Annotated in this window: 28 protein-coding genes; 16 read left to right on the forward strand and 12 right to left on the reverse strand. The window is 40.4% G+C overall.

The features are described from left to right. Positions 1 to 44: 44 nt before the first annotated feature. A complete protein-coding gene (spoIIID, locus tag NSQ72_RS16970; protein ID WP_008343327.1) occupies positions 45 to 323 on the reverse strand; it encodes a sporulation transcriptional regulator SpoIIID in 279 nt (92 codons plus the stop codon). 347 nt (positions 324 to 670) lie between these two features. Between spoIIID and NSQ72_RS16975 the strand changes: the two genes are divergently transcribed. From NSQ72_RS16975 to NSQ72_RS16985, 3 genes are all read left to right on the forward strand, one after another. Further along, positions 671 to 1,084: a MarR family winged helix-turn-helix transcriptional regulator gene (locus NSQ72_RS16975; protein ID WP_024423697.1), complete on the forward strand. Its 414-nt coding sequence runs from the start codon at positions 671 to 673 to the stop codon at positions 1,082 to 1,084. 15 nt (positions 1,085 to 1,099) lie between these two features. Further along, positions 1,100 to 2,287: an MFS transporter gene (locus tag NSQ72_RS16980; RefSeq protein ID WP_039182032.1), complete on the forward strand. Its 1,188-nt coding sequence runs from the start codon at positions 1,100 to 1,102 to the stop codon at positions 2,285 to 2,287. Between the two features lie 114 nt (positions 2,288 to 2,401). After that, entirely contained in the window at positions 2,402 to 3,001 is a 600-nt protein-coding gene (locus NSQ72_RS16985; RefSeq protein WP_024423699.1) for an undecaprenyl-diphosphatase, read from the forward strand. Positions 3,002 to 3,039: 38 nt separating this feature from the next. Here the strand turns inward: NSQ72_RS16985 and NSQ72_RS16990 are convergent, their stop codons facing one another. Further along, complete coding sequence (locus tag NSQ72_RS16990) at positions 3,040 to 4,428, reverse strand: MFS transporter (RefSeq protein WP_341084735.1); 1,389 nt, start codon at positions 4,426 to 4,428, stop codon at positions 3,040 to 3,042. Between the two features lie 170 nt (positions 4,429 to 4,598). Here NSQ72_RS16990 and NSQ72_RS16995 point away from each other — a divergent pair, with 170 nt between their 5' ends. From NSQ72_RS16995 to NSQ72_RS17015, 5 genes are all read left to right on the forward strand, one after another. Beyond that, positions 4,599 to 5,486, forward strand: a complete 888-nt coding sequence (locus tag NSQ72_RS16995) for a transporter substrate-binding domain-containing protein (RefSeq protein ID WP_039182039.1) — start codon at positions 4,599 to 4,601, stop codon at positions 5,484 to 5,486. Positions 5,487 to 5,527: 41 nt separating this feature from the next. After that, positions 5,528 to 6,205, forward strand: a complete 678-nt coding sequence (locus NSQ72_RS17000) for an amino acid ABC transporter permease (RefSeq protein ID WP_212043454.1) — start codon at positions 5,528 to 5,530, stop codon at positions 6,203 to 6,205. 10 nt (positions 6,206 to 6,215) lie between these two features. Then, a complete protein-coding gene (locus NSQ72_RS17005) occupies positions 6,216 to 6,956 on the forward strand; it encodes an amino acid ABC transporter ATP-binding protein (protein ID WP_341084738.1) in 741 nt (246 codons plus the stop codon). 192 nt (positions 6,957 to 7,148) lie between these two features. Further along, complete coding sequence (locus tag NSQ72_RS17010) at positions 7,149 to 8,357, forward strand: ammonium transporter (RefSeq protein WP_039182048.1); 1,209 nt, start codon at positions 7,149 to 7,151, stop codon at positions 8,355 to 8,357. Between the two features lie 18 nt (positions 8,358 to 8,375). After that, on the forward strand, positions 8,376 to 8,723 hold the full coding sequence (locus NSQ72_RS17015) for a P-II family nitrogen regulator (protein WP_039182051.1): 348 nt from the start codon (positions 8,376 to 8,378) through the stop codon (positions 8,721 to 8,723). A gap of 86 nt (positions 8,724 to 8,809) precedes the next feature. Here NSQ72_RS17015 and NSQ72_RS17020 read toward each other — a convergent pair whose 3' ends face one another. Next, positions 8,810 to 9,706 (reverse strand): peptidoglycan DD-metalloendopeptidase family protein, encoded by an 897-nt coding sequence (locus tag NSQ72_RS17020; protein WP_034281210.1) that lies wholly within the window; start codon positions 9,704 to 9,706, stop codon positions 8,810 to 8,812. A gap of 116 nt (positions 9,707 to 9,822) precedes the next feature. Here NSQ72_RS17020 and NSQ72_RS17025 point away from each other — a divergent pair, with 116 nt between their 5' ends. After that, positions 9,823 to 10,332: a GNAT family N-acetyltransferase gene (locus NSQ72_RS17025; protein WP_039182054.1), complete on the forward strand. Its 510-nt coding sequence runs from the start codon at positions 9,823 to 9,825 to the stop codon at positions 10,330 to 10,332. Positions 10,333 to 10,364: 32 nt separating this feature from the next. On the opposite strand, the gene NSQ72_RS17030 is transcribed toward NSQ72_RS17025, so the two are convergent. From NSQ72_RS17030 to NSQ72_RS17040, 3 genes are read right to left on the reverse strand one after another with little or no spacing between them, the layout of a single operon-like run. Beyond that, entirely contained in the window at positions 10,365 to 10,895 is a 531-nt protein-coding gene (locus NSQ72_RS17030) for a TlpA family protein disulfide reductase (RefSeq protein ID WP_341084740.1), read from the reverse strand. Continuing rightward, positions 10,892 to 11,449 (reverse strand): MauE/DoxX family redox-associated membrane protein, encoded by a 558-nt coding sequence (locus tag NSQ72_RS17035; RefSeq protein WP_064497927.1) that lies wholly within the window; start codon positions 11,447 to 11,449, stop codon positions 10,892 to 10,894. The genes NSQ72_RS17030 and NSQ72_RS17035 overlap by 4 nt, the downstream gene beginning before the upstream one ends. 1 nt (position 11,450) lies before the next feature. After that, positions 11,451 to 13,250, reverse strand: coding sequence for an ABC transporter ATP-binding protein (locus NSQ72_RS17040; RefSeq protein WP_341084741.1), 1,800 nt, complete (start codon positions 13,248 to 13,250; stop codon positions 11,451 to 11,453). A gap of 98 nt (positions 13,251 to 13,348) precedes the next feature. Between NSQ72_RS17040 and NSQ72_RS17045 the strand changes: the two genes are divergently transcribed. Then, entirely contained in the window at positions 13,349 to 13,858 is a 510-nt protein-coding gene (locus tag NSQ72_RS17045; protein ID WP_341084743.1) for a thiol:disulfide interchange protein, read from the forward strand. A gap of 46 nt (positions 13,859 to 13,904) precedes the next feature. Here NSQ72_RS17045 and NSQ72_RS17050 read toward each other — a convergent pair whose 3' ends face one another. Continuing rightward, the gene (locus NSQ72_RS17050; protein ID WP_212043458.1) at positions 13,905 to 14,300 is read right to left on the reverse strand and encodes a hypothetical protein; all 396 of its coding nucleotides are present in this window, start codon (positions 14,298 to 14,300) and stop codon (positions 13,905 to 13,907) included. A 525-nt stretch (positions 14,301 to 14,825) separates the two neighbouring features. Between NSQ72_RS17050 and NSQ72_RS17055 the strand changes: the two genes are divergently transcribed. The 4 genes from NSQ72_RS17055 to rpsN all read left to right on the forward strand — a co-directional run bounded on the left by NSQ72_RS17055 (position 14,826) and on the right by rpsN (position 17,106). Next, a complete protein-coding gene (locus NSQ72_RS17055; RefSeq protein WP_039182073.1) occupies positions 14,826 to 15,248 on the forward strand; it encodes a DUF5362 family protein in 423 nt (140 codons plus the stop codon). Between the two features lie 144 nt (positions 15,249 to 15,392). Further along, positions 15,393 to 15,542, forward strand: coding sequence for a 50S ribosomal protein L33 (gene rpmG, locus NSQ72_RS17060; protein ID WP_003214771.1), 150 nt, complete (start codon positions 15,393 to 15,395; stop codon positions 15,540 to 15,542). 81 nt (positions 15,543 to 15,623) lie between these two features. Further along, a complete protein-coding gene (locus NSQ72_RS17065) occupies positions 15,624 to 16,820 on the forward strand; it encodes a GTP-binding protein (RefSeq protein ID WP_341084744.1) in 1,197 nt (398 codons plus the stop codon). A 16-nt stretch (positions 16,821 to 16,836) separates the two neighbouring features. After that, positions 16,837 to 17,106 (forward strand): 30S ribosomal protein S14, encoded by a 270-nt coding sequence (gene rpsN / locus NSQ72_RS17070; protein ID WP_025093900.1) that lies wholly within the window; start codon positions 16,837 to 16,839, stop codon positions 17,104 to 17,106. A gap of 254 nt (positions 17,107 to 17,360) precedes the next feature. Here the strand turns inward: rpsN and moaA are convergent, their stop codons facing one another. Then, positions 17,361 to 18,368: a GTP 3',8-cyclase MoaA gene (moaA, locus tag NSQ72_RS17075; RefSeq protein ID WP_341084745.1), complete on the reverse strand. Its 1,008-nt coding sequence runs from the start codon at positions 18,366 to 18,368 to the stop codon at positions 17,361 to 17,363. A gap of 10 nt (positions 18,369 to 18,378) precedes the next feature. Continuing rightward, complete coding sequence (fdhD, locus tag NSQ72_RS17080; RefSeq protein ID WP_064497921.1) at positions 18,379 to 19,167, reverse strand: formate dehydrogenase accessory sulfurtransferase FdhD; 789 nt, start codon at positions 19,165 to 19,167, stop codon at positions 18,379 to 18,381. A gap of 134 nt (positions 19,168 to 19,301) precedes the next feature. On the opposite strand from fdhD, the gene NSQ72_RS17085 reads away from it, so the two are divergent. Beyond that, a complete protein-coding gene (locus NSQ72_RS17085; RefSeq protein WP_039182087.1) occupies positions 19,302 to 20,567 on the forward strand; it encodes an L-lactate MFS transporter in 1,266 nt (421 codons plus the stop codon). A gap of 82 nt (positions 20,568 to 20,649) precedes the next feature. Then, positions 20,650 to 22,998: an FdhF/YdeP family oxidoreductase gene (locus NSQ72_RS17090; protein ID WP_341084750.1), complete on the forward strand. Its 2,349-nt coding sequence runs from the start codon at positions 20,650 to 20,652 to the stop codon at positions 22,996 to 22,998. 50 nt (positions 22,999 to 23,048) lie between these two features. Here NSQ72_RS17090 and NSQ72_RS17095 read toward each other — a convergent pair whose 3' ends face one another. The 3 genes from NSQ72_RS17095 to spoIID all read right to left on the reverse strand — a co-directional run bounded on the left by NSQ72_RS17095 (position 23,049) and on the right by spoIID (position 25,856). Further along, positions 23,049 to 23,726 carry a VWA domain-containing protein gene (locus NSQ72_RS17095; protein WP_059376383.1) on the reverse strand — a complete coding sequence of 226 codons (678 nt, stop codon included), beginning with the start codon at positions 23,724 to 23,726 and terminating at the stop codon, positions 23,049 to 23,051. An 83-nt stretch (positions 23,727 to 23,809) separates the two neighbouring features. Beyond that, positions 23,810 to 24,508: a VWA domain-containing protein gene (locus NSQ72_RS17100; RefSeq protein WP_039182096.1), complete on the reverse strand. Its 699-nt coding sequence runs from the start codon at positions 24,506 to 24,508 to the stop codon at positions 23,810 to 23,812. A gap of 322 nt (positions 24,509 to 24,830) precedes the next feature. Beyond that, on the reverse strand, positions 24,831 to 25,856 hold the full coding sequence (gene spoIID, locus NSQ72_RS17105; protein WP_041087858.1) for a stage II sporulation protein D: 1,026 nt from the start codon (positions 25,854 to 25,856) through the stop codon (positions 24,831 to 24,833). Positions 25,857 to 25,954: the final 98 nt, after the last annotated feature.

Raw genomic sequence — 25,954 nt, forward strand, 5'->3', positions numbered from 1 at the left:
ATGAGGAAGATATATATATCATGTTTATGAACAAAGAACTAAGCTTACTGTTTCACAGGCTCGCCTTCTAAAATTTCTTCTTTTTTATACTTTAACTTGGTGGCTTCTCCTCCTCGCAAGTGGCGGATTGATTTATGATAATCCAGTATCTCCTTCACTTCATTAGCCAGATCTGGATTAATTTCTGGCAGTCTTTCTGTTAGATCCTTGTGTACAGTACTTTTAGAGACTCCAAATTCTTTCGCAATAACACGAACGGTTTTCTTTGTCTCCACGATATACTTTCCTATCTTGATTGTTCGCTCTTTGATGTAATCGTGCACACCACTCGACCTCCCTAAAATGGATGTGAGAAGTGTGAAATGAGATCCGTATGAAGATTATCCATTTTCAGCGGCGCTTGTTCGTCGTAATTTCTCATCCATTAGGTAGTAAATGCCAAACACGATCCCTCACCTCAAACACTCTCTTTGTCAGGTTTGTAACAGTGTATTAGCATTGAATAGGGAATATGCTAAAAATGAAGATGGGACAAGGGATTTATCAGAAAAGGCAAAACAAAAAATCATTTCGGGGCGCGAAAATTTTCACTTTACAAGAAAGGATTCAGCACGTAAAATAGAAAAGGTGAATTTATTTACCTAGCTAAATATTTAAAAAAGGTGAGCATATGGATACGTTAAATAGAGAGTGTTTACATCAAATACATCAAGGCGCACGACTGCTGTCTAAAAAGGCGAACGAAGCGCTTGCTGCTTATGACTTGTACATGTCCCAGTGGACTGTGCTTTTTTGTTTGGATACATTCGGCCCGAAAACCCAAAAAGATATCTGGACATATTTGAACGTCGAAGCACCGACGATCACCAGAACCGTCACCCGTTTAGAAGCAAACGGCTGGGTAAAACGTGTACAAGGAAAAGACAAACGTGAGAATCTGATCGTGATGACAGATGATGCAAAAGCCCGATTTGAAGAAATCAAACGCACGATGGAACAATTTGAAGAAGAATGTCTTTCAGATTTTACCTACGAAGAAAAACAACTCCTCCATACACTTTTACACAAATTATCAACTGAATAGGAAGTGACATACATCATGAACGAACGTATTTGGACAAAAGACTTTATTATGATTGTCCTGGTGAATTTATTTACGTTCACCTCTTTTTATGCCCTTTTGACATTACTGCCCATTTACACAATGGATGAACTAAATGGAACAGAATCACAGGGCGGCCTGCTTGTGACGGTCTTCTTATTATCTGCCATTGTGACAAGACCTTTCTCGGGCGCCATTATTGAGAAATTCGGCAAAAAACAGATGGCGATTTTCTCTTCTACGGCCTTTGCCTTACTCACTTATTTATACATCCCAATTGATCAATTCCAAACGCTTCTTATACTGCGTTTCGTACAAGGGATCTTTTTTAGTATTTTGACGACAGTAGCCAGTGCCATTGCGGCTGATATGATCCCGAAACATAAACGCGGGGAAGGACTCGGATACTTTGTGATGTCCATGAACCTCGCTGTTGTCATCGGTCCATTTATCGCACTGAATCAAGTAGGAAAAATAGGATTTCATTCCTTATTTCTTCTCTTTTCCATTATCGTAACGATCGGAGCCGCTTTTACGATGCTGATTAGACAGCCAGAGCCTGAAAACGGTGGAAGTATCGTCTTCCGATTCACGTTTTCTCACCTGTTTGAAAAAGGCGCATTAAAAACAGCGGCCGTCGGCATCATTATTTCCTTCTGTTATTCGCCGATTATTTCATTTATTTCAGTTTATGCCAATTCACTCCATTTGATGGGTGCAAGCAGTTATTTCTTTATTGTGTTTGCGGCTGCAATGCTTGGATCACGTCCATTTACAGGCAGACTTTTTGACCGAGTTGGAGCTCACGTTGTGATCTATCCTTCGATTGCCCTTTTTGCCATTGGTTTATGGATGCTGACAGCGACACATTCAGCCACAATGCTTCTTCTATCAGGCGCTGTGATTGGACTTGGCTACGGATCGCTCGTGCCATGTTTACAAACTCTTGCGATTCAGCACTCACCAGCTCACCGTACAGGATATGCGACGGCCACTTTCTTCACCCTGTATGATACGGGTATTGCTGCTGGCTCATTTGTCTTTGGACTCCTTGTCAGCTTCACAGACTTTTCAAATGTGTACCTCATTGCGGGTATTGTGGTCTTACTGAGTATGGGCGTTTTTTATTGGAGCGAACGAAAACCCCAGGAAGCAAAAGCACAAAAGGTCTCCCTTTCAGAATAAAAGGATACTATTTTAAACTTCACCGGAAACATGCTAAAATATAGGATATTTCAAATAGAGCATACAGGCTTTTTTGAAAAATAGTTGGCATTAAGCGAAAGTATAGGTGATGTTTTGAATTACGAATTGTTTAAAGTCATACACGGGATGGCTCACCATTCTGAGTTTTTAGATCAGGCCATGATATTCATTACGAAAAAGGCCATTCTTGTGTATGCCCTTGTCTTATTGATTTGCTGGTTTTTAGGGAATCACAAATTTAAGAAGCATGTCTTCTTTTCCGGTGTAACAGGCATTGCAGCACTTATCGTCAACTTTGCCATTACATTGTTTCATTATGAAGAGCGGCCGTTTGTGGCGCATAAAGTCGACACACTCATCCCGCACTCAGCAGACGCTTCCTTCCCAAGTGACCATACAACAGGTGCACTGGCTCTTTCATTAGCCATTCGATCCCGTAATAAAAAGCTCGGCAACATCTTGCTCGTCTTTGGATTACTCACAGGATTCTCCCGCATCTGGGTTGGTCATCATTATCCATTTGATGTTTTAGGCAGCTTAGTCGTATCAATTGTGGTTGTCTTTATCATGAATAAATTATGGAAGTTCTTTGACTCTCCTATTGATCGTATCGTGACATTTTATGAGACAATTGTGGGGAAAATTTTCAGAAGGAAGACAAAGGATCAGGGCTCAGACCTGTCCAACTCTTAAGCGGCCTTGCGATAACGTGATGAAGATTCTTCTCTCACTTATCGTGCCGCTTTTTTTATTGGCTGTCTCCCTCTAACCATACTTGAAAAATATAGACTGACACCAATGCCAATAAGAGAAATGATGATCAACGTCCAGCCTAATTGCGCAAAATGAGAACCAGCAATTTCATCCCCAAAGAGCATGCCAAGCACAGCAGATGACAGAATGGAACCAAGGTAGCGGCATGTTTGAAAAAGTCCAGAGGACGTGCCAATCATTTGCTGAGGACTTGCCTTGAGCATCGCAGCTTGAAGCGCAACATTCCCAATTCCATAACTGAGTCCAAGCAGCGCTAGAACCAATCCTTTCCCCCATAATGGCGCAGGAATAAAAAAGAAAGTCATTGCAGACGCTCCAGCCAGCATCAATACTGCACTCGCTAAAACTGGATGGCGTTCATCCCCGCGATCTACCCACTTTCCTGTCAGAGGCGACACAATAATGCTCACCCCTGACATACACAGCATAAAAAGACCCGTCATCTCCACACGCCAGCCTAACTCATCTTGAAAATAACTCGGCAAACCAAAAAAGAGACAATAGAAAAAGATATTTAAGATGATAAATTGCACATACACAAGTGACAGCCGCTGCTCTTCTCTGAACATCCGTATTTGAATAAACGGTTCATCCACCTGATACTCCCACCAAATAAAAGCGCCTGCACTCAGGAGACAAAGAATGCCTTGAACATATTGAATGCCATCACCGAGTGATAATAAAAATGAAAGCAGGAGAACAATGCAGACAGTAAAAAGAAGCATCCCTGGCAAATCGAGTGTTCGCACGGTTTCGCCTATGCGCAGCTTTCTCTTCTTCTGCTCCTTCGGAAACAACAATAGACCGAGAAAGAAACTGATCAAAATAAACGGCAGATTCACTAAAAAGATAGCCGGCCAGCCGCCAATGGTCATCAAAAATCCGCCAAGCGTCGGCCCAAGTGCCGTCATCGCTGAAGCAAAAATGGATAATACCGCTAACGCAGAAGCCTGTCTTTCTTGAATATGATCCCGAATGAGTCCGACCCCAGAGGGATAAATGGCACTGCTTCCAATCGCCTGTAACAGACGGATCACAATCAGCACCGCAAACGTCGGAGCAAACGGCGCGCAGATGGCTGAGACTGCGACAAGAACGAGACCGAATAAAAATAAGGTTCTCCGGCTCATGACATGATCCCCAATCCGGCCGCTCACTGGCTGCGTCACTGCACTGGCTAAATAAAAAGAAGAAATAAGCCAAGATACAGTCGTAAACGACAAACCGAATTCATGCTGAATTTGATGCAAGGCTAAAGCAATCATTGATGAATTCAGCGGATTCAACATCGTTCCAAAGGCAATAGCGGTTAAAAAAACTTTTCGATTGTCTTTCCACTTGTGCATACACTACTCCTCTTTCTGGCATGTTCTTTGCCCATCCTCCCGTTATTATGAGATTCAATTCCCTTTTTTACCCTGATCAAATCGAGTTCTCTCTCGGAAAAGCTAGACATACATTTTAAAAAGGGCGGCTTTTGGAAAAGCACATATAAAATTGAGAATATGAGGTAGAGATGGTAATATTCATTTCATATTTAAAAGCCTACTTTCTCCTTACAGGGAGAACGGCTGAAAAGGAGGAGAAGCTTATTATTAAAAAAAGACGGTTTTGGGTCCCAGCCCTTTTCTCGGTTGCAGTATTACTTCTGTCTTCGTGTGGTTCAAATGAAACAAATGGGAACGGAGATAAACGTAATTCTACAGCGAAAGGGTCGCCAATTTTGGAGGATGGAAAATTTATTTTTGCAGCATCAGGTGAATTTCATCCGTTTAGTTACATGGATGGAAATCAGATGTCCGGCTTTGATATCGACGTAGGCAATGCGATTAGTGACAAACTAGGCCTCGAACCTATACAGAAAAAATATAAATTCGCAGGCATTGTCGAAGGTGTGAAAGCAGGTAAATTTGATGCGGCAGTTGCAAGTCATACCATCAATGAGGAACGAAAAAAACACGTCCTTTTTTCTAAGCCCTATTACTACTCTGGTCCGCAAATTTTCACAAGACCTGGAGCAGACATTCAACATGCTGATGACTTAAAAAACAAAGAAATTGCTGTATCAAAAGGATCGTCCTACGCTGATATTGCAAAGGAACATAGCGGGAAAGAACCAAAATATTATGATAGTGATGTCGTCGCCTTAGAAGCACTAGCCAACGGAAAACACGATGCAGTCGTGACAGATTTCGCCACAGGTGCAGAAGCGATGAAGAAAAAATTGAAAATCACAGCGCAGGAAAGACTCGGACAAAGCGAGCAGGCAATTGCTGTATCAAAAGAAAATAAACAGCTCATAGAAGAGATCAACGATGCGATTGATGCATTAAAAAAAGACGGAACATTAAAACAAATTAGCGAAAAGTACTTTGATGAAGACATCACGGTCAAACAAGATTAAAACCACGATTGTGCGCCTTTTTATAGGCGCACTTTCTTCAAATGGAGATGATTGTTTTGCCTACCTTAGCACACTTTTTTCAGACACTCATTGATTCTAGAGGCATTTTCTTAGAAGGAATGCTGATCACCTTACAGCTCACGGTGATCAGCATCTTCATCGGTATGTTCATCGGGCTCTTCTTTGCTTTATTGAAAATATCCCGCATAGCCGTTTTCGGTTATATTGCCAATGCTTATATCTTTCTTGTACGCGGAACACCACTTATTGTTCAAATTTTCATCCTATATTTCGGTCTCACAGAATTGAATATACCCGACTTCTGGGCTGCTTCCATTGCGCTCGCCTTTCATAATGGCGCCTATATAGCCGAAATATTTAGAGGCGCCATCCAATCCATCGATCAGGGGCAAAAAGAGGCAGGACGCTCTCTTGGCATGGGTCGTTTTTTAACCATGAGGCGCATCATTCTCCCGCAAGCGATGCGGCGCGCCCTCCCCCCTCTTGGCAACCAGTTCATTATCGGTTTAAAAGATTCATCACTCGCCGCCTTTATTAGTGTGAATGAACTATTTAACATCGCCACCACGCAAGGCTCCAACAGCTTTGATAATATGACGTATTTACTTGTTGTAGCCGTCTATTACTTAGTTCTTGTCCTGCTGTTAACATTCGCTGTCCAAACCTTTGAGAAGAAATTATCAGCCAGTGACCAATAGGAGGAGTAGTATGACAGAATCAAAGGAAGTCATTCGTGTTGAAAAACTCAATAAATACTTTGGAGAGCTTCATGTTTTAAAAGATATCGATCTCACCGTTTATGAAAATGATGTAGTCGTCTTAATTGGCGCAAGCGGTTCTGGAAAAAGCACCTTGCTCCGCTGTATGAACTTTTTAGAAATAAAAAATGACGGAGATATCATCATCGATGGCAGTCCTGTTCATCCAAAGCGCGACCAATTAAACGAAATGAGACAAAAAATAGGAATGGTGTTTCAACATTTTAATCTTTTTCCGCACAAAACTGTTCTTGAAAATATCATCGAAGCGCCTGTCATGGTGAAAAAAACAAAAAAAGCGCAAGCCATCGCCGAAGCCATCACCTTGTTAGAAAAAGTCGGACTTGCAGATAAAGCCAACGTATATCCTTCTAAACTATCAGGCGGTCAAAAACAGCGTGTAGCCATCGCCAGATCTCTCGCTATGAAGCCTGATGTCATGTTATTTGACGAACCTACGTCTGCCCTTGATCCAGAGCTTGTAGGCGAGGTGCTGCAAACGATGAAAAGCCTCGCAAAAGAAGGCATGACCATGGTCATTGTCACACATGAAATGGGCTTTGCGAAAGAAGTTGCTGATCGTGTCGTCTACATGCACGAGGGCCGCATCGTCGAAGAAGGCGTCCCTTCGGAATTGTTTGATTCTCCTAGGGAGGAACGTACAAAACTGTTTCTCAGCTCCATTTTATAGGTCAAACGCCCTTCATTTTTAGTGCTTAACTGACGTTTTTGCTCATTTTTTACGAACTTTTCATCCATTTATATTGAACTTAACCAAAAAACCATGTTAGATAAACTTACATGTATATGTTATATATGACTTTTCTCTCTATAATGAAGAATTAAGAAAACAATAATTCTGAATGATTCGGGGGAATGCAGCATGCAAATGGGTGATACAGTATTTATGTTCTTCTGCGCACTACTCGTGTGGTTAATGACACCGGGTTTAGCTTTATTCTACGGAGGACTCGTGAGAAGTAAAAACGTGTTAAGCACAACCATGCACAGCTTAACGTCACTAGCGATCGTTTCAATCGTATGGATCGTATTCGGTTATTCCTTAGCTTTTGCACCAGGCAATGCATGGATCGGAGGATTAGACTGGGTTGGCCTGAAAGGCGTAGGCTTTGAGCCCGGTTCCTATAGCGAGACCATTCCACATTCATTGTTCATGATGTTCCAAATGACCTTTGCCGTCTTAACAACAGCCATCATCTCAGGTGCCTTCGCTGAACGGATTCGCTACTCAGCAGTCGTTGTATTTACACTCCTTTGGGTCACATTTGTATACGCTCCAGTCGCACACTGGGTATGGGGCGGCGGTTGGATTGGCGAGATGGGTGCGCTTGACTTCGCAGGCGGAAACGTGGTTCACATCTCATCCGGTGTTGCGGGTCTTGTCGTGGCGATTGTGCTCGGGAAGCGTAAAGACGCAGCAAGCTCTTCTCCGCATAACTTGATCTACACTCTTCTCGGCGGAGCTGTCATCTGGTTTGGCTGGTTTGGTTTTAACGTGGGGAGTGCTCTTACATTAGACAGCGTGGCCATGTTTGCCTTTATTAACACCAATACAGCCGCTGCTGCAGGAATCATCGGCTGGCTGTTAGTAGAGTGGATGATCAACAAAAAACCGACTATGCTCGGCGCGATCTCTGGAGCCATCGCAGGTCTTGTCGCCATTACACCTGCCGCAGGCTTTGTTACACCGTTTGCTTCTATTATAATAGGATTCATTGGCGGGATCGTCTGTTTCTGGGGCGTCTTTTCTCTCAAAGCCAAATTTGGCTATGATGACGCACTAGACGCATTCGGCCTTCACGGAATTGGCGGTACTTGGGGAGGAATTGCAACAGGACTTTTCGCCACAACTTCTGTCAATGACGGTGGAGCCAATGGCTTATTTTACGGAGATCCCAGCTTACTTTGGAAGCAAGTGGTCGCGATTGTTGCCACGTACGCTTTTGTTGCCGTTGTGACATACGTGATCATCAAGTTGGTCAATGTCTTCTTCAAAATTCGTGCAACCGAAGAAGAAGAATCCGTGGGTCTTGATTTAACCATGCACGGTGAAAAAGCTTATCAAGATTAAAGAAAAAGGGGTGTCTCTATGAGCAAAATGTATAAAGTGGAGATTGTCACACGTCCAGCTAATTTTGAAACATTAAAGGTGGAGCTTGGAAAGATTGGTGTCACCTCGATTACCTTTTCAAATGTACACGGCTGCGGCTTACAAAAGGGACATACAGAGCTATACCGCGGTGTCAAAAGAGAAAGCAACGTGTACGAACGATTAAAGATCGAAATCGTCCTAAGCAAAGTACCTGTCGAACAGGTCGTTGAAACAGCTCAAAAGGTACTTCGTACAGGCGAACCAGGGGATGGGAAAATTTTTATATATGAGATAGCGAATACAATCAACATTCGGACAGGTGAAGAAGGACCTGCCGCCCTATAGTTTATCCTCCGCCGAGTGGCGGAGGATCTTTTTAAGCAGAAAAAAACCTCTGCATATTTTTATATACACAGAGGACCTTGAAGACATTAAGATTGTTTTGTTTCTTCTGACTGACTGCTGTCTTTAGAGGAATCAGAAGACTTTTCTTGATCAGAGGATTTCCCCTTCTCATCAGACTTTTCTTCTGATTTTTCTCCAGCTGGCTCTTTGGCTTTATCTTCAGCAGCAGGTTCCTTCGTTTTTTCCTCAGTCTTTGGCTGAGCAGGTTCTTTTGCTTGTTCCGTCACTTCTTGCGCTGCTTTTTCAATCGTAGAAACAGGCTTGTCAATGAAGCTAAGCGGATTAAGCGCTAAACCTTCCATACGAATTTCAAAATGCACATGGTTGCCGCTTTCAGCGCCATATAGGTTTTTACCAGAAGCACCGATGACATCATTCTGCTTCACTTCATCGCCTTCTTTAACACTCACTTGTGACAACGATTGATAGACAGTTGATAATCCATCTTCATGTTCAATTTCAACGACATGACCAAGAACTGGATCTTTTTTCGCTTGAACCACTGTTCCACTAAGAGCAGCTGTGACATCAAACACTTTGCCATCTTTATCTGCAAGATCAATACCTTTGCTCAAGGTATAGGTGTTATTATAGTTTACAAGTGCTGCTTCTTTTTCTTTTTGGTCAGCATCTGCTTCATAGAACTTTTTCACGACAGAAACATTATCAGAATTCTGGACCGGCATTGCGACATTTTCAATTGGCTTTCCAACTTCAACAGCATCATCGCGCTGTTCTTGCCCTGTTTGATTTCCATCAGATAGTTGGTCTTTCACATCTTTTGATACAGCTTGATACCAAAGAACGGCTGTTAACACGACCGCTGCGCTGACCAAGTAAATAGCAGGGAATACCCAGCGCTTACGGAAAAATTGCTGAACTTTTGTGATTTTGGAAGTACGTTTCTTTTCTTCCTCTCTCATTTTTCATCACCTCAGCAACATTCTGAACACTTTTCAAAAAATATATACACACGAAATCATTTTTCTTTTTATTTTGCGCAATCGCATCAATAATATGTATGATAAATGAAAAAAAGATGGGGGACTTAATTGTGAAAACTTTCAACCGCATAGCAACAGAAGATGACCTCAAAGCGATCGTTGATATCTACAATTCAACCATTGCTTCAAGAGAAGTGACCGCTGATACAGAACCAGTTTCTGTTGAGGACCGCCGGCAATGGTTTTTGAATCATTCCGAAAAAAGACCTCTCTATGTGAAAACAGATGAGGATGGAATTATCTACGGCTGGCTGAGCTTTGAAACATTTTACGGTAGACCTGCATACAACGGGACCGTTGAAATGAGTATCTATTTGAACCAAGACTATCGAGGAAAAGGCTTAGGCTCACTTTTCTTACAAGAAGCCATTGATTTAGCACCTTCATTAGGCATTCGAACGTTACTTGCCTTTATTTTCGGGCACAACGAAGCCAGCATTCGACTATTTAAAAAGCACGGCTTTGAGACATGGGGCCACCTGCCACGCATCGCAGAAATGGACGGCAGCAGATACGATTTAGATATCCTAGGAAAAGAATTATAAAATGAGCGTCTCCCTGACAAAGAGACGCTTTTTTATGACGCATGTAACAGCTGTTCAAACTGTTTCGCATTTTGAAGAGATTTTCTTTGCAGAATGATACCATGTTCATCAATGAGAATTGCTTGTGGAACAACCGTTACCCCATACAACTCCATAATTTGTGAAGAACGCGTATACACAGCTTGGGACGGAAGCAATTCAAGGATCGGCGTATCATCCGCCTGCTCATCTCCATTAATAATAATGAATTGAGTATCATCGCCAGCGATTTGCTGCTGCAGATCTGCCAAAATACTTTTGCACGTCATACAAGTAGAATTTACAAATAACAGCATCACAGCACTCCCACTTTGAAAATATTCCTTCAAAATGACCTTCTTCCCTAAATGGGAATAGCTTCGAAATAACGGTGCAGGATCCCCCACATCCGCTTCCTTTAATTCAATTCCATCAAGGGTTTTAATTTTATTCATAAATTTTCCGATAAAACGGGCGAGCAAAAATATCACAGCCAGCTGAGCAATGACAATGAATAACACAATAATCAATAGAATATCTGTCATTTCACATCGTCTCCTTCTATAAATAATTCAAATTGATTGATCCATTTTCTTTTAAACATTAAGACTTCTTGACCCACCGCTATCATGAAAGAGACAGCCACGGCAATGAGAAAACAAATAATGTTATATTGCCATGGAATGGTTTCTACATAGGAATGCACATAAAACAATCCGATCACAAGAGCCAGCATCGACACATTGCGAATCACAATTCCCCAGTGAAGGCGTTCATTATCAAGCAGTCCACCACAACCGCAAGAAATATCACGATGTCCTCTCAATAAATTGAAGGTCACCGCTCCAGTATAAATACATAAAAGTGCTGTAAGACCAATCGCCGGTACAAGAGTCATGTGCCATATGAACAAATAACCAGTACAAACCAATTCAGCAGTTAAAAACAAATAAAACATGGGTGCCGTGAAAGAAGGAGGCAACAGCCGATAAGCATCCATCTGCTGCATATGTGCCGTCTGTTTTTTCACTTTATCAAACCATGCACCCGCAAAAATGATCCCTAGTAAATAGACACCTATATAATAAAAGACACTCACCTTACGCCATCTCCTTTTGTTGAAATAATTGAGATTGTGCCTCGTAAAGCCTTTTATACTCTCCGTTCAACACCATCAGTTCATTATGGTTCCCCTCTTCAACGAAAGCACCATCTTTCATTACGATTATACGGTCTGCTAAACGGGCCGCTCCCATTCGATGTGTGATAAACAAGACACCCTGATCCTGCGTGTGATCGAATAGCTTTCGAATGAGTGAAATTTCCGAGAGTGGATCAAGAGCAGAAGTCGGTTCATCTAAAATGATAAAATCACTCTCTCTAAAGAAGGTTCTAGCCATCGCGAGCTTTTGCCATTGTCCGCCAGACAGTTCATGGCCTTCTTCAAAAAACCGGCCAAGCTGTGCATCATATTTTTCTTCCATTTGATGAATTCTTTTCTCTATGCCTGCTTGCCTTGCAGCTGAGATCATCCGCTCTTCCTCGTCTATATGATCAATACGGCCAAACCCGATGTTTTCTTTCACAGTCAACTCGTACTTCATAAAATCTTGAAAAAGAACAGCCATTCTCGCATGATATGACTTTTTTTGAATAGTAGAAATAGACTCACCGTTGACTTTTTGCATATTCGGCTGATCTGGATCATATAAACCGGTCAAACATTTGATCAAGGTGGTTTTACCTGATCCGTTATCCCCCACCAATGCAATACGTTCACCTTTATTGATATGAAAATGTATATGCTCAATGGCAGGTGTTTTCATATTCGGATAAGTAAATGAGAGATTTTCAAGTGTAATGGACTGAATAGACTCGATCTTCCGAAGCGATGCCCCCTCTTCTACCTGCTCATGAATTTCTTCTTCTCTCTTTTGAAAAACTCTCATTTCATCAACATAAAGACTTGTTTCATATAAACTAGAACATTCTCTTGTTAAGTCCTGAAAACCACTTTGGATGTTTTGCACCGCTTGCAGCACAGCGACAAATGTCCCAGCAGCTAATTTTTTTTGAAAAATAAGAAAGACAATAAAAAGACCGCAGCATACATAGGAAAATGTCATAAGCAATCCGCCCGCCATCTCCCAGCGAACTTGCCGCTTAAGCAGTTTATATTTTTCATCTGCACTTTTTACATAATGACCTTTCCATTTCTGAAGAAGATAATCCCCGATTCCATATAAACGGATCTCCTTCAATGAATCTCGTTGCGCGACAAGATCGGACACATACATTTCTCTGCGGTCATTGGCAGTTAACATGCGGTTTAATTGATAACGCGCTCCTCCAAAGAAAAGCTCAATCCACAAGACAGGTAGGGTAAACACGATCAGAATGACCGCCAAGCCCCAATGGATTCCGATCATATAGATAAGAAGTGATACAACAGTAATCAATGCGCTCATGATTGTAAAGATACTTCTAACCATACTCAGAACATGCTGATGACTGTTCATCACACGTTGACTTTCATTGTAAAAAGAAGGGTGTTCAAATGTAATAAACGGCAGCCTAATCGCCTTTTGAAGTAATTCACCCTTCAAATGCAGACCAATCAAATTTGTCGCTTTCTGCTGGCTAAGCTGAAGAACGAATTGAAGCCCATATCCTAAAACCACAATGACCATTTGCAGTCCAAATAACCACAAAACCTTTTGAATGTCTCCTGAAGACGTCATGAATAAAATAATTTCATTAATCAAAGTTTGAATAATCCAAACACTAGCCAAAGGCATAAAACCAACGATTACTTGGATCAATAAGGTAAGAAGAAGATAAGATCGACTTCTTTTCCAAGTATAGGAGATTGCATATAGACAATGGTTCACTGTACTCATCAAACGCTCCACCTTACACCATTTAGTATAATTGACATATTTTTGATATTTGTATTATGATAGCTTTGCGTAACTTCACTCTGAGAGGACGATATACGATGAATGCAATCTTACTTTTACAGCTCACTCTTATTCTTTGCAGCCTATTATTAACGATCGGAGTCATCATCTATTTAAAACAACAAATGGAACTGATCATCTTACCGATACAGCATGTTGGACAAAAACTAGTGCATCCGCTGCTTGAAAAACCAGCACCTATTCCAGTGAATGATTTACTGCAAACCAACAGTAAGCATCAGCTGCTTATTTTCACTGATACATCATGTCCGCATTGCATTCCATCACTTGAACAATTCCTAGAAACGAAAAAGCAGCGTAAATTAGACATTTCATTTAGTATTTTGCTAAAGAATGGGCAAAAAGAGGATCAAGAATTATATCGTGATAATAAAACCAACATGCGAATTATCCCAGTGGACGAACAAATGATAGACACATTCCAAATTGAAGAATTTCCGTATTACATCATGGTAGAAGAAGATGAAATCATCTCATATGCAGCACCTTTTCCGGATGGTCTTTATTCAAGGGTATCTGCAAAATAAAGATAAATGAGGCATGTGAAGAATATCAAACACATGCCTCATTTTTTTATTGTGGATCTGAGTGAACATCTAGATCTTTTTCCCCTGCAGCAGCTTCACTTGCTTCATCTGAAGCCTGTTCCTCGGCTTGTTCAAACTCACTCCGTGCCTCATTTGAAATGTCTACTTGGTCACCATGCTGATTCACAGTAACAGACGAAGAAGACGTCTCTTTTTGAGCCTCTTTCTCTAGTTCCTTTAATTTAGAAACATGAAGTTCCAAATCTTTACCTTGCTGAACTAAAGTAAGTTGTTGAAATAATGCCTTTCTCTCTTCTGGAGAATGGTCACCTTGAACAATTTGAGCCGCTTGGGTTAAAAAAGAATTTGATGATTGACCCGCTTGACGCCTATTTGACGTCTGCATAGCATTTGTTAAGAATGAAATTGAAGATATGCTCATGCGTTCACATCCTATTAAATAAGATCCTTAAATTTAGCAGCCACATCTAACGCGTTCTTGACTAGTACAAATCTCACCTGTGTCACGATCCACGTAGTAACGGAAAGTTCCAACACCTTGAAGGAAACAAGTCGGTGCTGATTTGCATGAAGTGACTAATTTTTGCAAAATACATCTTGCAGCTGCAGGTTGAACATTGGTCATTTTGTTTAAGAAACGATCTAACATATGAATTCCACCTTCCAATTTTTATGGTAATACAACACAATAATAACCAATTACAAGACAACTAACAACATATTTTGATAAATTTACTAATTATTTTTTACTATCAATCTTGTTTATGACATAATTTGTCGATAATTTTAATAGTAAATGTTACTTTTTTCTTATTTGAAAATAATTTATTTATCCATAAATAGTGAAGTGAAGATAGAAACATTTTCATTAATCAACATTCACTCTTCCTAAAGCACTACTTACTCAAGTATGATAAAGAGTGAATACATAAAGGAGTGAACACCAATGCAACAAACTGAGAAAATCATTCAATCTCTTCATTCAATCGTAAAGTGGGGAAAGGTTGGTAGTATCTTTCTCTATATTTCAGGCGGTCTGGCTATTCTTATTGGTTTTTGGCTTGTTCTTCCTGCAGCCCTTGGCGTCTTCCTCATTATGATGGGAATCCATGTACAAAAATCTGTAAAAGCAGCTGAACAATTGATTCAGGCTCCTGATACTTCTTACGAAGAATTATTAGAACAATACGCTAAGATGATGAAAATGCAGACACTGTTTGCCATTTCAAGTATTGCCGCAGTTATTCTTTCATTCATTGCCATTGTTTTGATGCTTATACTAGGCGGGTTAGCCTTCCTCCAAGAAATTCCTTATGATGTCCAGCAATATGAAGGTGATTACGAACAAGAACTCGGTGACTTTTATTAATGGAGTGGGGTATCAATGGTCGTTCGATACCCCTTTTGTTTTTATCATTTGGATTGGATTATCCTCCTATGCTTGACATTCAGTTTTATTCATTTTAAAATACAAATCGTAACTATTACGAATTAAAGGAGGACCCTATAACTTATGCGCGTGAAAATTACGTTGGCCTGTACTGAAACAGGTGACAGAAACTACATCACAACAAAAAATAAAAGAACGAATCCCGACCGATTGGAGTTAAAAAAATATTCTCCTCGATTAAAGAAATACACCCTTCATAGAGAAACAAAATAATTTTTTAGATTATAAATCGTAATGATTACTTTTTAAGTGAGGCGGAAAACAAAATGATCGTTTTCAAAAGGACAAAAACAAATGAATAAGCGTATACCTGTTACAGTATTAAGCGGCTTTTTAGGAGCAGGAAAAACAACGATATTAAATCATGTTCTTCAAAATCGCAAAGGATTAAAAGTGGCTGTGATCGTCAATGACATGAGCGAAATTAATATTGATGCAGAACTAGTCAAACAAGGCGGTGAGCTTTCTCGATCAGATGAGAAACTAGTTGAATTATCTAACGGTTGTATTTGCTGCACTTTGAGAGAAGACTTGTTAATCGAAGTAGAACGCCTTTGTAAGGCAGGTAATATCAATTATATTGTCATTGAATCAACTGGAATTAGTGAACCTATTCCCGTCGCTCAAACGTTTTCTTATATTGATGAAGAAATGGGCATAGATTTGACCCGCTTTTGCCGTCTAGATACGATGGTCACAGTAGTAGATGCAAATCGCTTCTGGACTGATTTCCAGTCAGGAGAGAGTTTATTAGATCGTAAAGAAGCGGTTTCCGATGACGACGAACGAGAAATTTCAGATTTACTCATTGATCAAATTGAATTTTGTGACGTGCTCATTATCAATAAATGTGATCTAGTATCATCCTCAGAGTTAGATCGACTTGAGCATGTGCTGAACAAACTACAACCAGAAGCATCTATCATCAGAACCTCACAAGGTAAAGTACAGCCAGATGACATATTGAATACTGGTTTATTTGACTTTGAAAAATCAAGTGCTTCTGCTGGATGGATCAAAGAGATCAACGCAGGACATGCTCAGCATACGCCGGAAACAGAAGAATACCAAATTTCATCCTTTGTTTACGAAAGAAGACTCCCTTTTCATACAGGCAGGCTGAATAATTGGTTAGATCAAATGCCTGAGCAGATCGTTCGTGCGAAAGGTTTTACTTGGCTTGCCACACATCATGATTTAACCATTTTAATTTCACAAGCTGGGAAATCTGTTGCGATTGAACCAATTGCATACTGGATTGCTGCTCTGTCTGAGCAAGAAAAAACACGGATATTAAATCAGGAACCAGAGCTTCTAGATGAGTGGGACGCAGAGTTTGGTGATCGTCATACAAAACTTGTGTTTATCGGTGTGGATTTGCCTAAAGCAGAAATTATTCGCACTCTTGATCAATGCTTGCTCACACCTGAGGAATTTGATCAAGATTGGACTACATTTGAGGACCCCTTTCAATGGAAAATACAAAATTAGGCCAGGAGGGTTTTAATTGGCAAAGAAATCTAAGATTGCTAAAGAAAAAAAACGGCAGCAGCTTGTATTGAAGTATGCAGAATTAAGGAAAGAGTTAAAAGAAAAAGGTGACTATGAAGCTTTACGGAAATTACCTAGAGACTCTTCCCCTACCCGCTTAAAAAACCGTTGTGAATTAACCGGCCGTCCAAGAGGTTACTTAAGGAAATTCAAAATGTCTAGGATTGCTTTTCGTGAGCTTGCCTATAAGGGTCATATCCCTGGGGTGAAAAAATCGAGCTGGTAAAGAATGATTTGATCTTATCACAGCACTCGGAAAAGTAAAGCGGCACAAAACGATGAAAAATCTATTTTCAAGTCTTATCTCATGCTTTTTGAAGTTCAAAATAGGCATTTAAAAACCAGCAGAATCTCTGCTGGTTTTTTATAATGAATGAGTTCATAAGATAAAATAACCTGTTCGCAAAAAAGGATTTTCAACAATGATTACGCCATTTTTCCTTCTTTTCAAAAATACCTGATCATGATACTTTGTTGTCATTATCCACCGATGTATGACATTTCAACCTTTTTCTGATCTTTTTTCTGCTCTCTCTCAGCTGAATATTGATCAAGTCTATTCGACCATAGTTCCTTTAACAAGTTTGCTAACTCTTCATTATCTTTTGTCGTACGAATCATCCGTTTCAGATCAAAACCCGATGATGCAAACAGACATGTAAACAATTCCCCTCGTGCAGATAGCCTTGCTCTGTTACATGTTCCACAAAAAGCATCTGAAACGGAAGAAATAATGCCTATCTCACCTGAACCATCTTTGTAAAAAAATCGGTTGGCAACTTCACCTGTATATTGAGGAGGTTCTGGTTTGATAGGATATGTTGAATCAATTAATTCAATTATTTCATTCTTTGTCATGACATGTTCTAGATTCCATTTATTCGTATTACCGACATCCATAAACTCGATAAACCTGAGAACGTGCCCTTCTTTTTTAAAGTAAGCCGCCATTGGTAAGACATCCTGATCATTCACACCTTTTTGAACAACCATATTAATCTTGATAGCAAGTCCAGCCTTTTTTGCCGCCTCAATGCCATCAAACACTTTTTGGATAGAAATGTGCCTTCCGTTCATTTGCTTAAAACGATCGGGATTTAATGAATCTAAACTAATGGTGACTCTATTAAGACCAGCTCTCTTTAACTGATCAGCATATAAAGGTAAAAGCGTTCCATTGGTTGTCATCGCAATGTCTTCAATCCCTGGAATTTTTGCGAGCTTTTCTATTAAGACAGGCAGATCCTTCCGCATTAAAGGTTCCCCGCCCGTGATGCGTATTTTTACCACACCTAGATTCTTTACAAAAAGGGTAGCAAGTCGTTCAATTTCTTCGAAACTAAGCAGTTCTTCTTTTTTCAAGAAAGGATAATCTGGTCCAAAAATTTCAGCAGGCATACAGTACGTACATCTAAAGTTACAGCGATCAGTTACTGATATTCTTAAATCGCGCAATGGTCGATGTCTTTTATCTAAAATACTGTCCATACTTTGCCTCCTATTCTGTAATACGCTGAGGATGAGTGTAAATATTAAAGGATTTCCCTCTGACGAATCCAACTGTCGTAATATTTAATTCTTCTGCCATTTGAAGCGCTAGCTCAGTAGGTGCCGATTTTGAAATGACGATAGAGACTCCTAGTTTTGCTGCCTTCAATAGAACTTCTGACGATATCCGGCCGCTAAACACAAGAATTTTATCTCTAAGTGGGATTCGCTGGAGTAAACAATATCCATAAATTTTATCTAAAGCATTATGTCTTCCTATATCAGTTCTAGTGATGAATAGCTTCTCTGTGTCACACAGTCCAGCATTATGCACCCCGCCAGTATGTTGAAATAATTGACTTTCTTCTTGCAAACATTTCATGAGATGCATACAGGTTTCAGCAGAAATACTAATTCGATCAATGGCTGTTTTTGCCGTCTTCACATCTTGAAGAAAATAAAAGTGTCTTCCTTTCCCGCAGCATGAACCAATCACTCGTTTTGTAAAATCTGATGAATCAAATCCACTTGAGTGAACTAAATCAACATAGGCAAAACCCAGACTTTCATCTATTGTAAACCTTTTAATCTCATTTTCAAATCGAATGACCCCTTCTGAAGCCAAAAAACCGATAACCAATTCTTTCAGGTGCTCTGGTGAACAAACAAGTGTCACAAATTCTTCTCCATTCACCATCACAGTTAAAGGAAATTCTTCTACAATTTCATCAGATTTGCATGTAAACTGGCCTTCACGGTATTGGTGTATGACTCGTTTCTTTTTAACAGAAGGATTCATTGTATGATCTTCCTTTCAATGCAAATTTAGTTATATGATCCAATCAAATTGTGATATTATTTTAAAAAGTCATGAAAATGTAACATATTTCTATCTTATCAAACTTCTTGATTGCTTTATATGGGGGGAACAAAATGAACAAATCGAAAAATCGCTGGCTCATTGCAACAAGTGCTGTAGGAATTCATTTATCTATTGGGTCTGTTTATGCTTGGAGTGTTTTTACGAATCCTTTACATGAAGCCTTTCAGTGGTCATTAACAGAAATCAGTCTCACCTTCAGTATTGCTATTTTATTTTTAGGTTTATCTGCTGCTTTCATGGGACATTTCGTTGAAAGGTATGGTCCAAAGGCATCGGGGCTCTTCTCAGCTATTTTCTTCGGCATCGGAATGACTGGATCAGGATTCGCTGTCCACATGTCCTCACTGCCCCTTCTCTATTTATTTTATGGTGTACTTGCTGGAATAGGTTTAGGTGTAGGCTATATTGCACCTGTATCAACTCTAGTCAAATGGTTTCCGGATCGAAGAGGGCTTGCAACCGGCTTAGCCATTATGGGGTTTGGATTTGCTTCTCTTATTTGCAGCCCAATTATTCAATTTCTCATTGAAAAAGTGAATATCGCAAATACTTTTTATATTCTTGGAATCTCCTATTTTATCATCATGGTGATCTCATCTCTTTATTTATCACCACCAACACCTGATGACGTCAAGCAATTTGACGCATTCAAAACAAAGCAAGGAAAAATTCCTCAAGATTTATCACAGCTTACTGCAAATGAAGCGATCAAGACAAGACGTTTTTATTATTTGTGGCTTATGCTTTTTATTAATATCACATGCGGAATTGCTATTATTTCAGTAGCGTCACCTCTTGCTCAAGAAAGTGTTGGGTTCACTGCAGGTGCTGCAGCTACTCTTGTGGGCATTTTAGGTGCTTTTAATGGGTTAGGACGAATTGGCTGGGCATCGTTCTCAGATTATATAGGAAGACCGAATACGTACACGATTTTTTTCAGTATCCAGCTCATTGCTTTTCCTTTACTCCCCTATTTAAAAGAACCGCTCATCTTTTCAATCGTCATGGCGATCATTTATACGTGCTATGGAGGAGGATTTGCTTCAATTCCAGCTTATATTGGGGATTTGTTTGGTACAAAGCAACTTGGTGCCATACACGGTTATATTCTGACGGCTTGGGCCGCTGCGGGTTTAGCAGGACCCCTATTTTCATCCTTCATCCGAGATATAACAGGTAATTACACACAGAGTCTTATGGTGTTCTCTGGCTTATTTTTCATCGCTTTTATCATATCACTTCTTATTCGGAAGGATATTCAGCAGCTGAGAGAAACAAGCCCACCTGCTGCTTCCTCTGTCTCAGCCCGACCTTAATTTGAATTTGACAGAATCACAATCTAAAGGTAATTTTTAGATATGAAAACGCTTTACAAAGTAATAGGAGGGTGATGATCTCATGGGGAAAACTAAACATAAGGGGCCTGTTAAACTCAATAAAAAACCCTCACCAAAGCTATGGGCCTCTTTTGCACCAATGGGGCTTGGCAAAGTGAAACCGAAACACATTCGAGATACGATGAAAGTGGCATGGGAGAACAAAGATAACCTTCCCTACGCGTACCGTATTTTAACGCAGGGCGTTTGTGACGGCTGTGCCCTTGGCGTCTCAGGACTGTATGATCAAACGCTCACAGGACCCCATATATGCACTACAAGACTAAATGTACTTCGTCTTAACACAATGCCAGCTATTGATCCAAAATGGTTTGAAGATATTCATCAGCTAAAGCAAATGGACAGCACCTCTCTTCGCAAGCTTGGGCGAATTCCTTATCCATTGCTCCGAAAAAAAGGTGACAATGCCTTTACACGTATTTCTTGGGATAATGCACTAGATCAAATCGCAGCTAAAATTCAATCAATTGATAAACGGCAGCTTGCTTTCTATTTAACCGCCAGAGGAATTACAAATGAAGTTTATTATACCGCTGCAAAGGCAGCTCGATTTATAGGGACGAATCATATTGATAATGCTTCTCGCATTTGCCATTCACCAAGTAAAACCGCTCTTAAACGGTCCCTTGGCATCGGCGCTTCCAGCTGTAATTACAGTGATTGGATTGGAACGGATGTATTAATTTTTTGGGGATCTGTCGCAGCAAACAATCAGCCTGTTTCCACTAAATATATGTACGCTGCTAAAAAGAAAGGGACAAAAATTATCGTCATCAATCCATATAAAGAGCCTGCCATGGAAAAGTACTGGGTTCCTTCTATTCCAGAGAGTGCTTTATTCGGGACAAAAATTGCGGATGATTTTTACCAAGTCAATATAGGCGGAGATATTGCGTTTATGAACGGCGTCATCAAGCATTGGTTTGACATGGAGCAGCATGCTCCCCATTCAGCTCTTGATCACGAATTTATTCAAAACCATACAACAGGCATACAGGATTTAAAGCAGCATGTCGCACAGTTGAAGTGGGAGGACCTAGAAGCATCATCAGGTTTATCAAAAGAAAGAATGAAGGATTTTGCAACACTGCTTGCCAATGCTAATTCAGGTGTTTTTATTTGGAGTATGGGCCTTACTCAGCACCGCTTTGCAACTGATAATATATCACAGGTTGCCAACCTTGCCATGCTGCGAGGATTCATTGGCAGAAAACATTGTGGTGTCATGCCAATTCGGGGACATAGCGGCGTCCAAGGTTCCGGTGAAATGGGCGCTGATCCATTCGTTTTGCCGGGTAGTGATTTTGATGAAGAGAATATTGAAAGAATCGAACATATATGGGGATTTGACATTCCTAAATGGCATGGTGACACCATTGGGCAATCCTTTGAGAAGATGGCTCTCCCAAAAGATCATCCACAAAAACTCAAAATGCTGTTTACGAGTGGTGGAAACTTTTTAGAAACGATGCCAAACCCAGAAGCGATTGAAAAAGCATTATCTGAACTTGAACTCCGTGTCCACCAAGATATCATTTTGAATACCTCTACGCTGGTAGACGCTGAAGAGGCGGTAATTGTGCTGCCTGCTATGACAAGATATGAACAACCAGGCGGCGGCACATCAACCAGTACAGAACGCATGGTATATTTCAGTCCAGAAATTGAAGGACCTCGTATTGAGGAAGCCAGAGCTGAATGGGACATTTATGTTGATCTTGCGAAAAGGGTCCGGCCAGAAGATGCCGAGCTGATTCATTTTGAAACACCTGAAGACATTCGTCGTGAGATAGCGATCGCCAATCGAAACTATGATGGCATCCAGCATTTACGTCATAAGGGAGACGTTTTTCAATGGGGAGGCGCTTGGCTTTGTGAAGATGGCGTATGTCCAACACCAGACGGAAAGGGGCATCTGCTTCCTGCTCAGCTGCCTCAATATCGAAAAACTGAAGGACATTTCAATATCACGACAAGAAGAGGAAAGCAATTCAACTCCATGATTTACAGTGAAAAGGATGCCTTTAATGGTGGAAAACGTCATTCTATCCTGATGAATGAAGAAGATGCAAAAGAGCTTTATGTCCAAGAAGGTGATCCAGTTGTTCTCTTTAATCAATATGGATCCTATCAAGGAGTGGCTCAATTCGGAGAGTTAAGACGTGGCAATATCGCAGTTTATTGGCCGGAAGGGAACGTTTTAATTCCTAAAGGTGTGTATGAGAGTTACTCACAGATTCCCGAGTATAATACGGCTGCCATATTAGAAAAAGCCGAAACCTTCCATGCAAGAAAGGATCAGCATTACGTGGAGAAACGAATTGATGAATTAGAAACGACCTTGAATTAATCGTCAACTTAAAAACAGCTGGGGTTGTTTCCCCAGCTGCCATTCACTCTCTACTGACCAAAAGCGCTCGCTTCTTGTTGAAGAATGCGGTTCAATTCTTCGGCATTTGCAGCCGGTTGATAATGTCCTCCACCCGCTTTTGCAACAGATTTTAAACTTTTTGCTTCTTTTTCATTTACGTCGAAGCCAATGATATTGACGATTGTATCTATTCCTTCTTCATGTAATTCCTTTGCTGCTTGTGAAGGGCTTCCACCACAAGTTTCTTCACCATCACTGACAACATAAACAATATTTTTCCCTTCAGCCTGGTGATCTTCAAAATCTTGTTTCGTATCAGTTAATGCTTTTGCAAGTGGTGTCCAGCCGGTTGGCTTATACACATTTAGTGCTTGCTGAAATGTTGATGGCTCATATGATCCAAATCCGTAAACAGCTTCAGAACTTGAACAAGAAACGGCTTTCCCTGCATTTTTATTGGTTCCTTCATGACCAAACACACGAAGCAAAACTTGTGTATCTTCTGATAAAATGCCCGCAAAGCTTTGAATAGACCGTTTGGCGATATCGATTTTCTTTTCACCTTCAACTGATTGTGCCATGCTACCGCTTAAATCGAGTAATATCACTACATGAGCAGGCGGCTCTTGTTTTGTTACAGCATGAGCTGGTGAAGAAAGAAGCAGGACAAGACTAGCCAAAATGGTTAATATGATATTTCTTTTCATCAATAAAAACCTCCATTTTTTACTTTTGTACAGAAAAAGAGAAACGAAAGCATGAATCAATCGTTTCCCTTTTGTTCAGCAAGTTATTCGTGTAGTTTTAATGATTCTGCTGATAAGATAGAACCCATTTCTTTACCAGTGCTTGCTTGGTAGTAATGGCCTTTACCAGCTTTGGCTACTTGCTTCAATTGACCTTCATAGCCATCGTTAAAGTCTAACCCGATCACATTTACAACAGTTGATCCTTTTGAGTTATGCAATTCTTTTGCTACTTTTACTGGATCTCCGCCACAAGTTTCTTCACCATCAGTGATTAAGTACACAATATGCTTTGTTCCTTCAGTAAGCTGCTCATCCGCTTGCTTTGCATTTTCAAGTGCACGTGCAATTGGTGTCCAGCCATTTGGTCCAAGTCCGTTTAAAGAATTTTCAAAGCTGTCTTTTTCATAAGGCTGTACGCCGTAAACGCCTCTAATGACTTCACATGATTGAGCTTTACCTGAATTTTTGTTGTTTCCTTCAGAACCAAACAAGCTCATACGAATTTTAGCGTCTTTTGGAAGTGATTGAGCAAATTTAAATACCTCTTGTTTGGCGAGATCAAATTTGCGCTCTCCCTCAACTTTTCTTGCCATACTTCCACTTGCATCAAGTAAGATTGTGACTCTTACATCTTTATTATGTTTTTTGACTGTAGATGCTTCTGCAAATACTGGTGAAGAGATTGACATAGATAATGTCAATACAGCTAAGGTTACGAGTGAGAATACTTTTTTCAACATAATTTTCCTTCCTCCTTATGTATTTAATTGAAACATCTTAATCGTAAAATATTCTGTCTTGGAATGGTATAGGACTCGGTCCCTTTTTCTCTTTCATCAAAATCACTAAAATTCTGTCAGATGTCTAGATATTTTCACCTAACAGACCCTTTATCCTCTCGATTTCTCCTCCTTTTGAGGGGCTTTGTATCGGCCATCAGTTCTTATCGGGACATAAATGTTTAAGTTTTCCTTCGGTGCGTCTTAAGTCGCAATTTGTCACATTCTGTTCAAACCTCTTTGACCACACAAAAAAATGCCCCATTTCTGAGGCACCTTTGCTTTATTTTTTAGCCATATACGTGTTGAGAAAACGATCGGCTGATTCGATTTGAATTCCTTTATAATAATGTTTCACGATGGCATCTACTTTTTTGCCAGCCTGCGCCATATAATGCGCACCATATTGACTCATGCCTACACCATGACCATATCCTTTTGTTGTAATGACAATCTGCTGGCCCTGGCGTTCCCATGTGAAGTCCGCTGAATGAAGGCCTAGTGATTCTCGAATGTCTCGTCCTGACAGTGTTTTACCGTTGATCACGGCTTTCGCTACTTGGTTTCCTGGTGTCCGTTCTACTATCTGTCCGACCTGAGCCTGCTGAGTGAGCGTCACACCTAATTTTTGCTGAAATTCACTTACCGAGATGGTTTTCTTGTTTTGAAATTTTGGCGATTTTTCGTCCCATTTACTTGAGACACTTTTCAAATAAGGGATTTCGTTTTTCCAATAGGCTTCGGCATTTTCCGTTTTTCCGTTACTTGTTGAAAAGAATGAAGCATCAATTGGTTTCTCGTCATAAGTCAGCACTTTTCCTTGTGTGCTGGCGACAGCTTCCGTGACCTTTTTTAATTTCCAATTGTACGCTTTCCCCCAAATTTTCTTGAGTTCCTGTTTGTTTTTGTACACCTGGAACATTTGGGTATCATCTACAAGCGAGCCCTTAGGTGATTTGACGGTCTTATCACTGATCATTTGTCTGACGATATACGTTCTTGCTGCGAGCGCCTGTGCCTTGAGTGCTTCCATTTCAAAATCAGCTGGCATTTCAGATGCTACGACACCAATCACATACTCTTCTAAGGGGATGTTTTCTACCTGCTGATGAGCAGAGCGATAGACGGGGATAGCGACGGGTGATTGCTTCAATTTGACTGAACCCTTCACTTCTTTTTTAACTGATGGTTCCGCTGCTACGTGCTGGCTGGCCGCCGGCTTCCCTTGGAATGTCGGCAACACAAGTAATGTTGGAATCATTAAAATGATGATGCATATTCCTGCGATTGTCCATATCATTGGTTTCATATTTGGCTGCCCCCATTTGTCATTGAATCTCTTTTATCCTATGGGCAGGGACAAGCTAATATGACAGCTTCTTTCATTTAGTGGACAAGTCTTTTATC

Source organism: Bacillus sp. FSL R5-0659 (assembly GCF_038008785.1).
Classification (GTDB): Bacteria; Bacillota; Bacilli; order Bacillales; family Bacillaceae; genus Bacillus; species Bacillus safensis.

Excerpts from the sequence above, each read along its gene's own strand:
- NSQ72_RS16975 (WP_024423697.1), top strand. The coding sequence starts at position 671 with ATGGATACGTTAAATAGAGAGTGTTTACATCAAATACATCAAGGCGCA.
- NSQ72_RS16980 (WP_039182032.1), top strand. The coding sequence starts at position 1,100 with ATGAACGAACGTATTTGGACAAAAGACTTTATTATGATTGTCCTGGTG.
- NSQ72_RS16990 (WP_341084735.1), bottom strand. The coding sequence starts at position 4,428 with ATGCACAAGTGGAAAGACAATCGAAAAGTTTTTTTAACCGCTATTGCC.
- NSQ72_RS16995 (WP_039182039.1), top strand. The coding sequence starts at position 4,599 with ATGGTAATATTCATTTCATATTTAAAAGCCTACTTTCTCCTTACAGGG.
- NSQ72_RS17000 (WP_212043454.1), top strand. The coding sequence starts at position 5,528 with ATGGAGATGATTGTTTTGCCTACCTTAGCACACTTTTTTCAGACACTC.
- NSQ72_RS17005 (WP_341084738.1), top strand. The coding sequence starts at position 6,216 with ATGACAGAATCAAAGGAAGTCATTCGTGTTGAAAAACTCAATAAATAC.
- NSQ72_RS17010 (WP_039182048.1), top strand. The coding sequence starts at position 7,149 with ATGCAAATGGGTGATACAGTATTTATGTTCTTCTGCGCACTACTCGTG.
- NSQ72_RS17015 (WP_039182051.1), top strand. The coding sequence starts at position 8,376 with ATGAGCAAAATGTATAAAGTGGAGATTGTCACACGTCCAGCTAATTTT.
- NSQ72_RS17020 (WP_034281210.1), bottom strand. The coding sequence starts at position 9,706 with ATGAGAGAGGAAGAAAAGAAACGTACTTCCAAAATCACAAAAGTTCAG.
- NSQ72_RS17025 (WP_039182054.1), top strand. The coding sequence starts at position 9,823 with ATGGGGGACTTAATTGTGAAAACTTTCAACCGCATAGCAACAGAAGAT.
- NSQ72_RS17030 (WP_341084740.1), bottom strand. The coding sequence starts at position 10,895 with ATGACAGATATTCTATTGATTATTGTGTTATTCATTGTCATTGCTCAG.
- NSQ72_RS17040 (WP_341084741.1), bottom strand. The coding sequence starts at position 13,250 with ATGAGTACAGTGAACCATTGTCTATATGCAATCTCCTATACTTGGAAA.
- NSQ72_RS17045 (WP_341084743.1), top strand. The coding sequence starts at position 13,349 with ATGAATGCAATCTTACTTTTACAGCTCACTCTTATTCTTTGCAGCCTA.
- NSQ72_RS17050 (WP_212043458.1), bottom strand. The coding sequence starts at position 14,300 with ATGAGCATATCTTCAATTTCATTCTTAACAAATGCTATGCAGACGTCA.
- NSQ72_RS17055 (WP_039182073.1), top strand. The coding sequence starts at position 14,826 with ATGCAACAAACTGAGAAAATCATTCAATCTCTTCATTCAATCGTAAAG.
- rpmG (WP_003214771.1), top strand. The coding sequence starts at position 15,393 with ATGCGCGTGAAAATTACGTTGGCCTGTACTGAAACAGGTGACAGAAAC.
- NSQ72_RS17065 (WP_341084744.1), top strand. The coding sequence starts at position 15,624 with ATGAATAAGCGTATACCTGTTACAGTATTAAGCGGCTTTTTAGGAGCA.
- moaA (WP_341084745.1), bottom strand. The coding sequence starts at position 18,368 with ATGGACAGTATTTTAGATAAAAGACATCGACCATTGCGCGATTTAAGA.
- fdhD (WP_064497921.1), bottom strand. The coding sequence starts at position 19,167 with ATGAATCCTTCTGTTAAAAAGAAACGAGTCATACACCAATACCGTGAA.
- NSQ72_RS17085 (WP_039182087.1), top strand. The coding sequence starts at position 19,302 with ATGAACAAATCGAAAAATCGCTGGCTCATTGCAACAAGTGCTGTAGGA.
- NSQ72_RS17090 (WP_341084750.1), top strand. The coding sequence starts at position 20,650 with ATGGGGAAAACTAAACATAAGGGGCCTGTTAAACTCAATAAAAAACCC.
- NSQ72_RS17095 (WP_059376383.1), bottom strand. The coding sequence starts at position 23,726 with ATGAAAAGAAATATCATATTAACCATTTTGGCTAGTCTTGTCCTGCTT.
- NSQ72_RS17100 (WP_039182096.1), bottom strand. The coding sequence starts at position 24,508 with ATGTTGAAAAAAGTATTCTCACTCGTAACCTTAGCTGTATTGACATTA.
- spoIID (WP_041087858.1), bottom strand. The coding sequence starts at position 25,856 with ATGAAACCAATGATATGGACAATCGCAGGAATATGCATCATCATTTTA.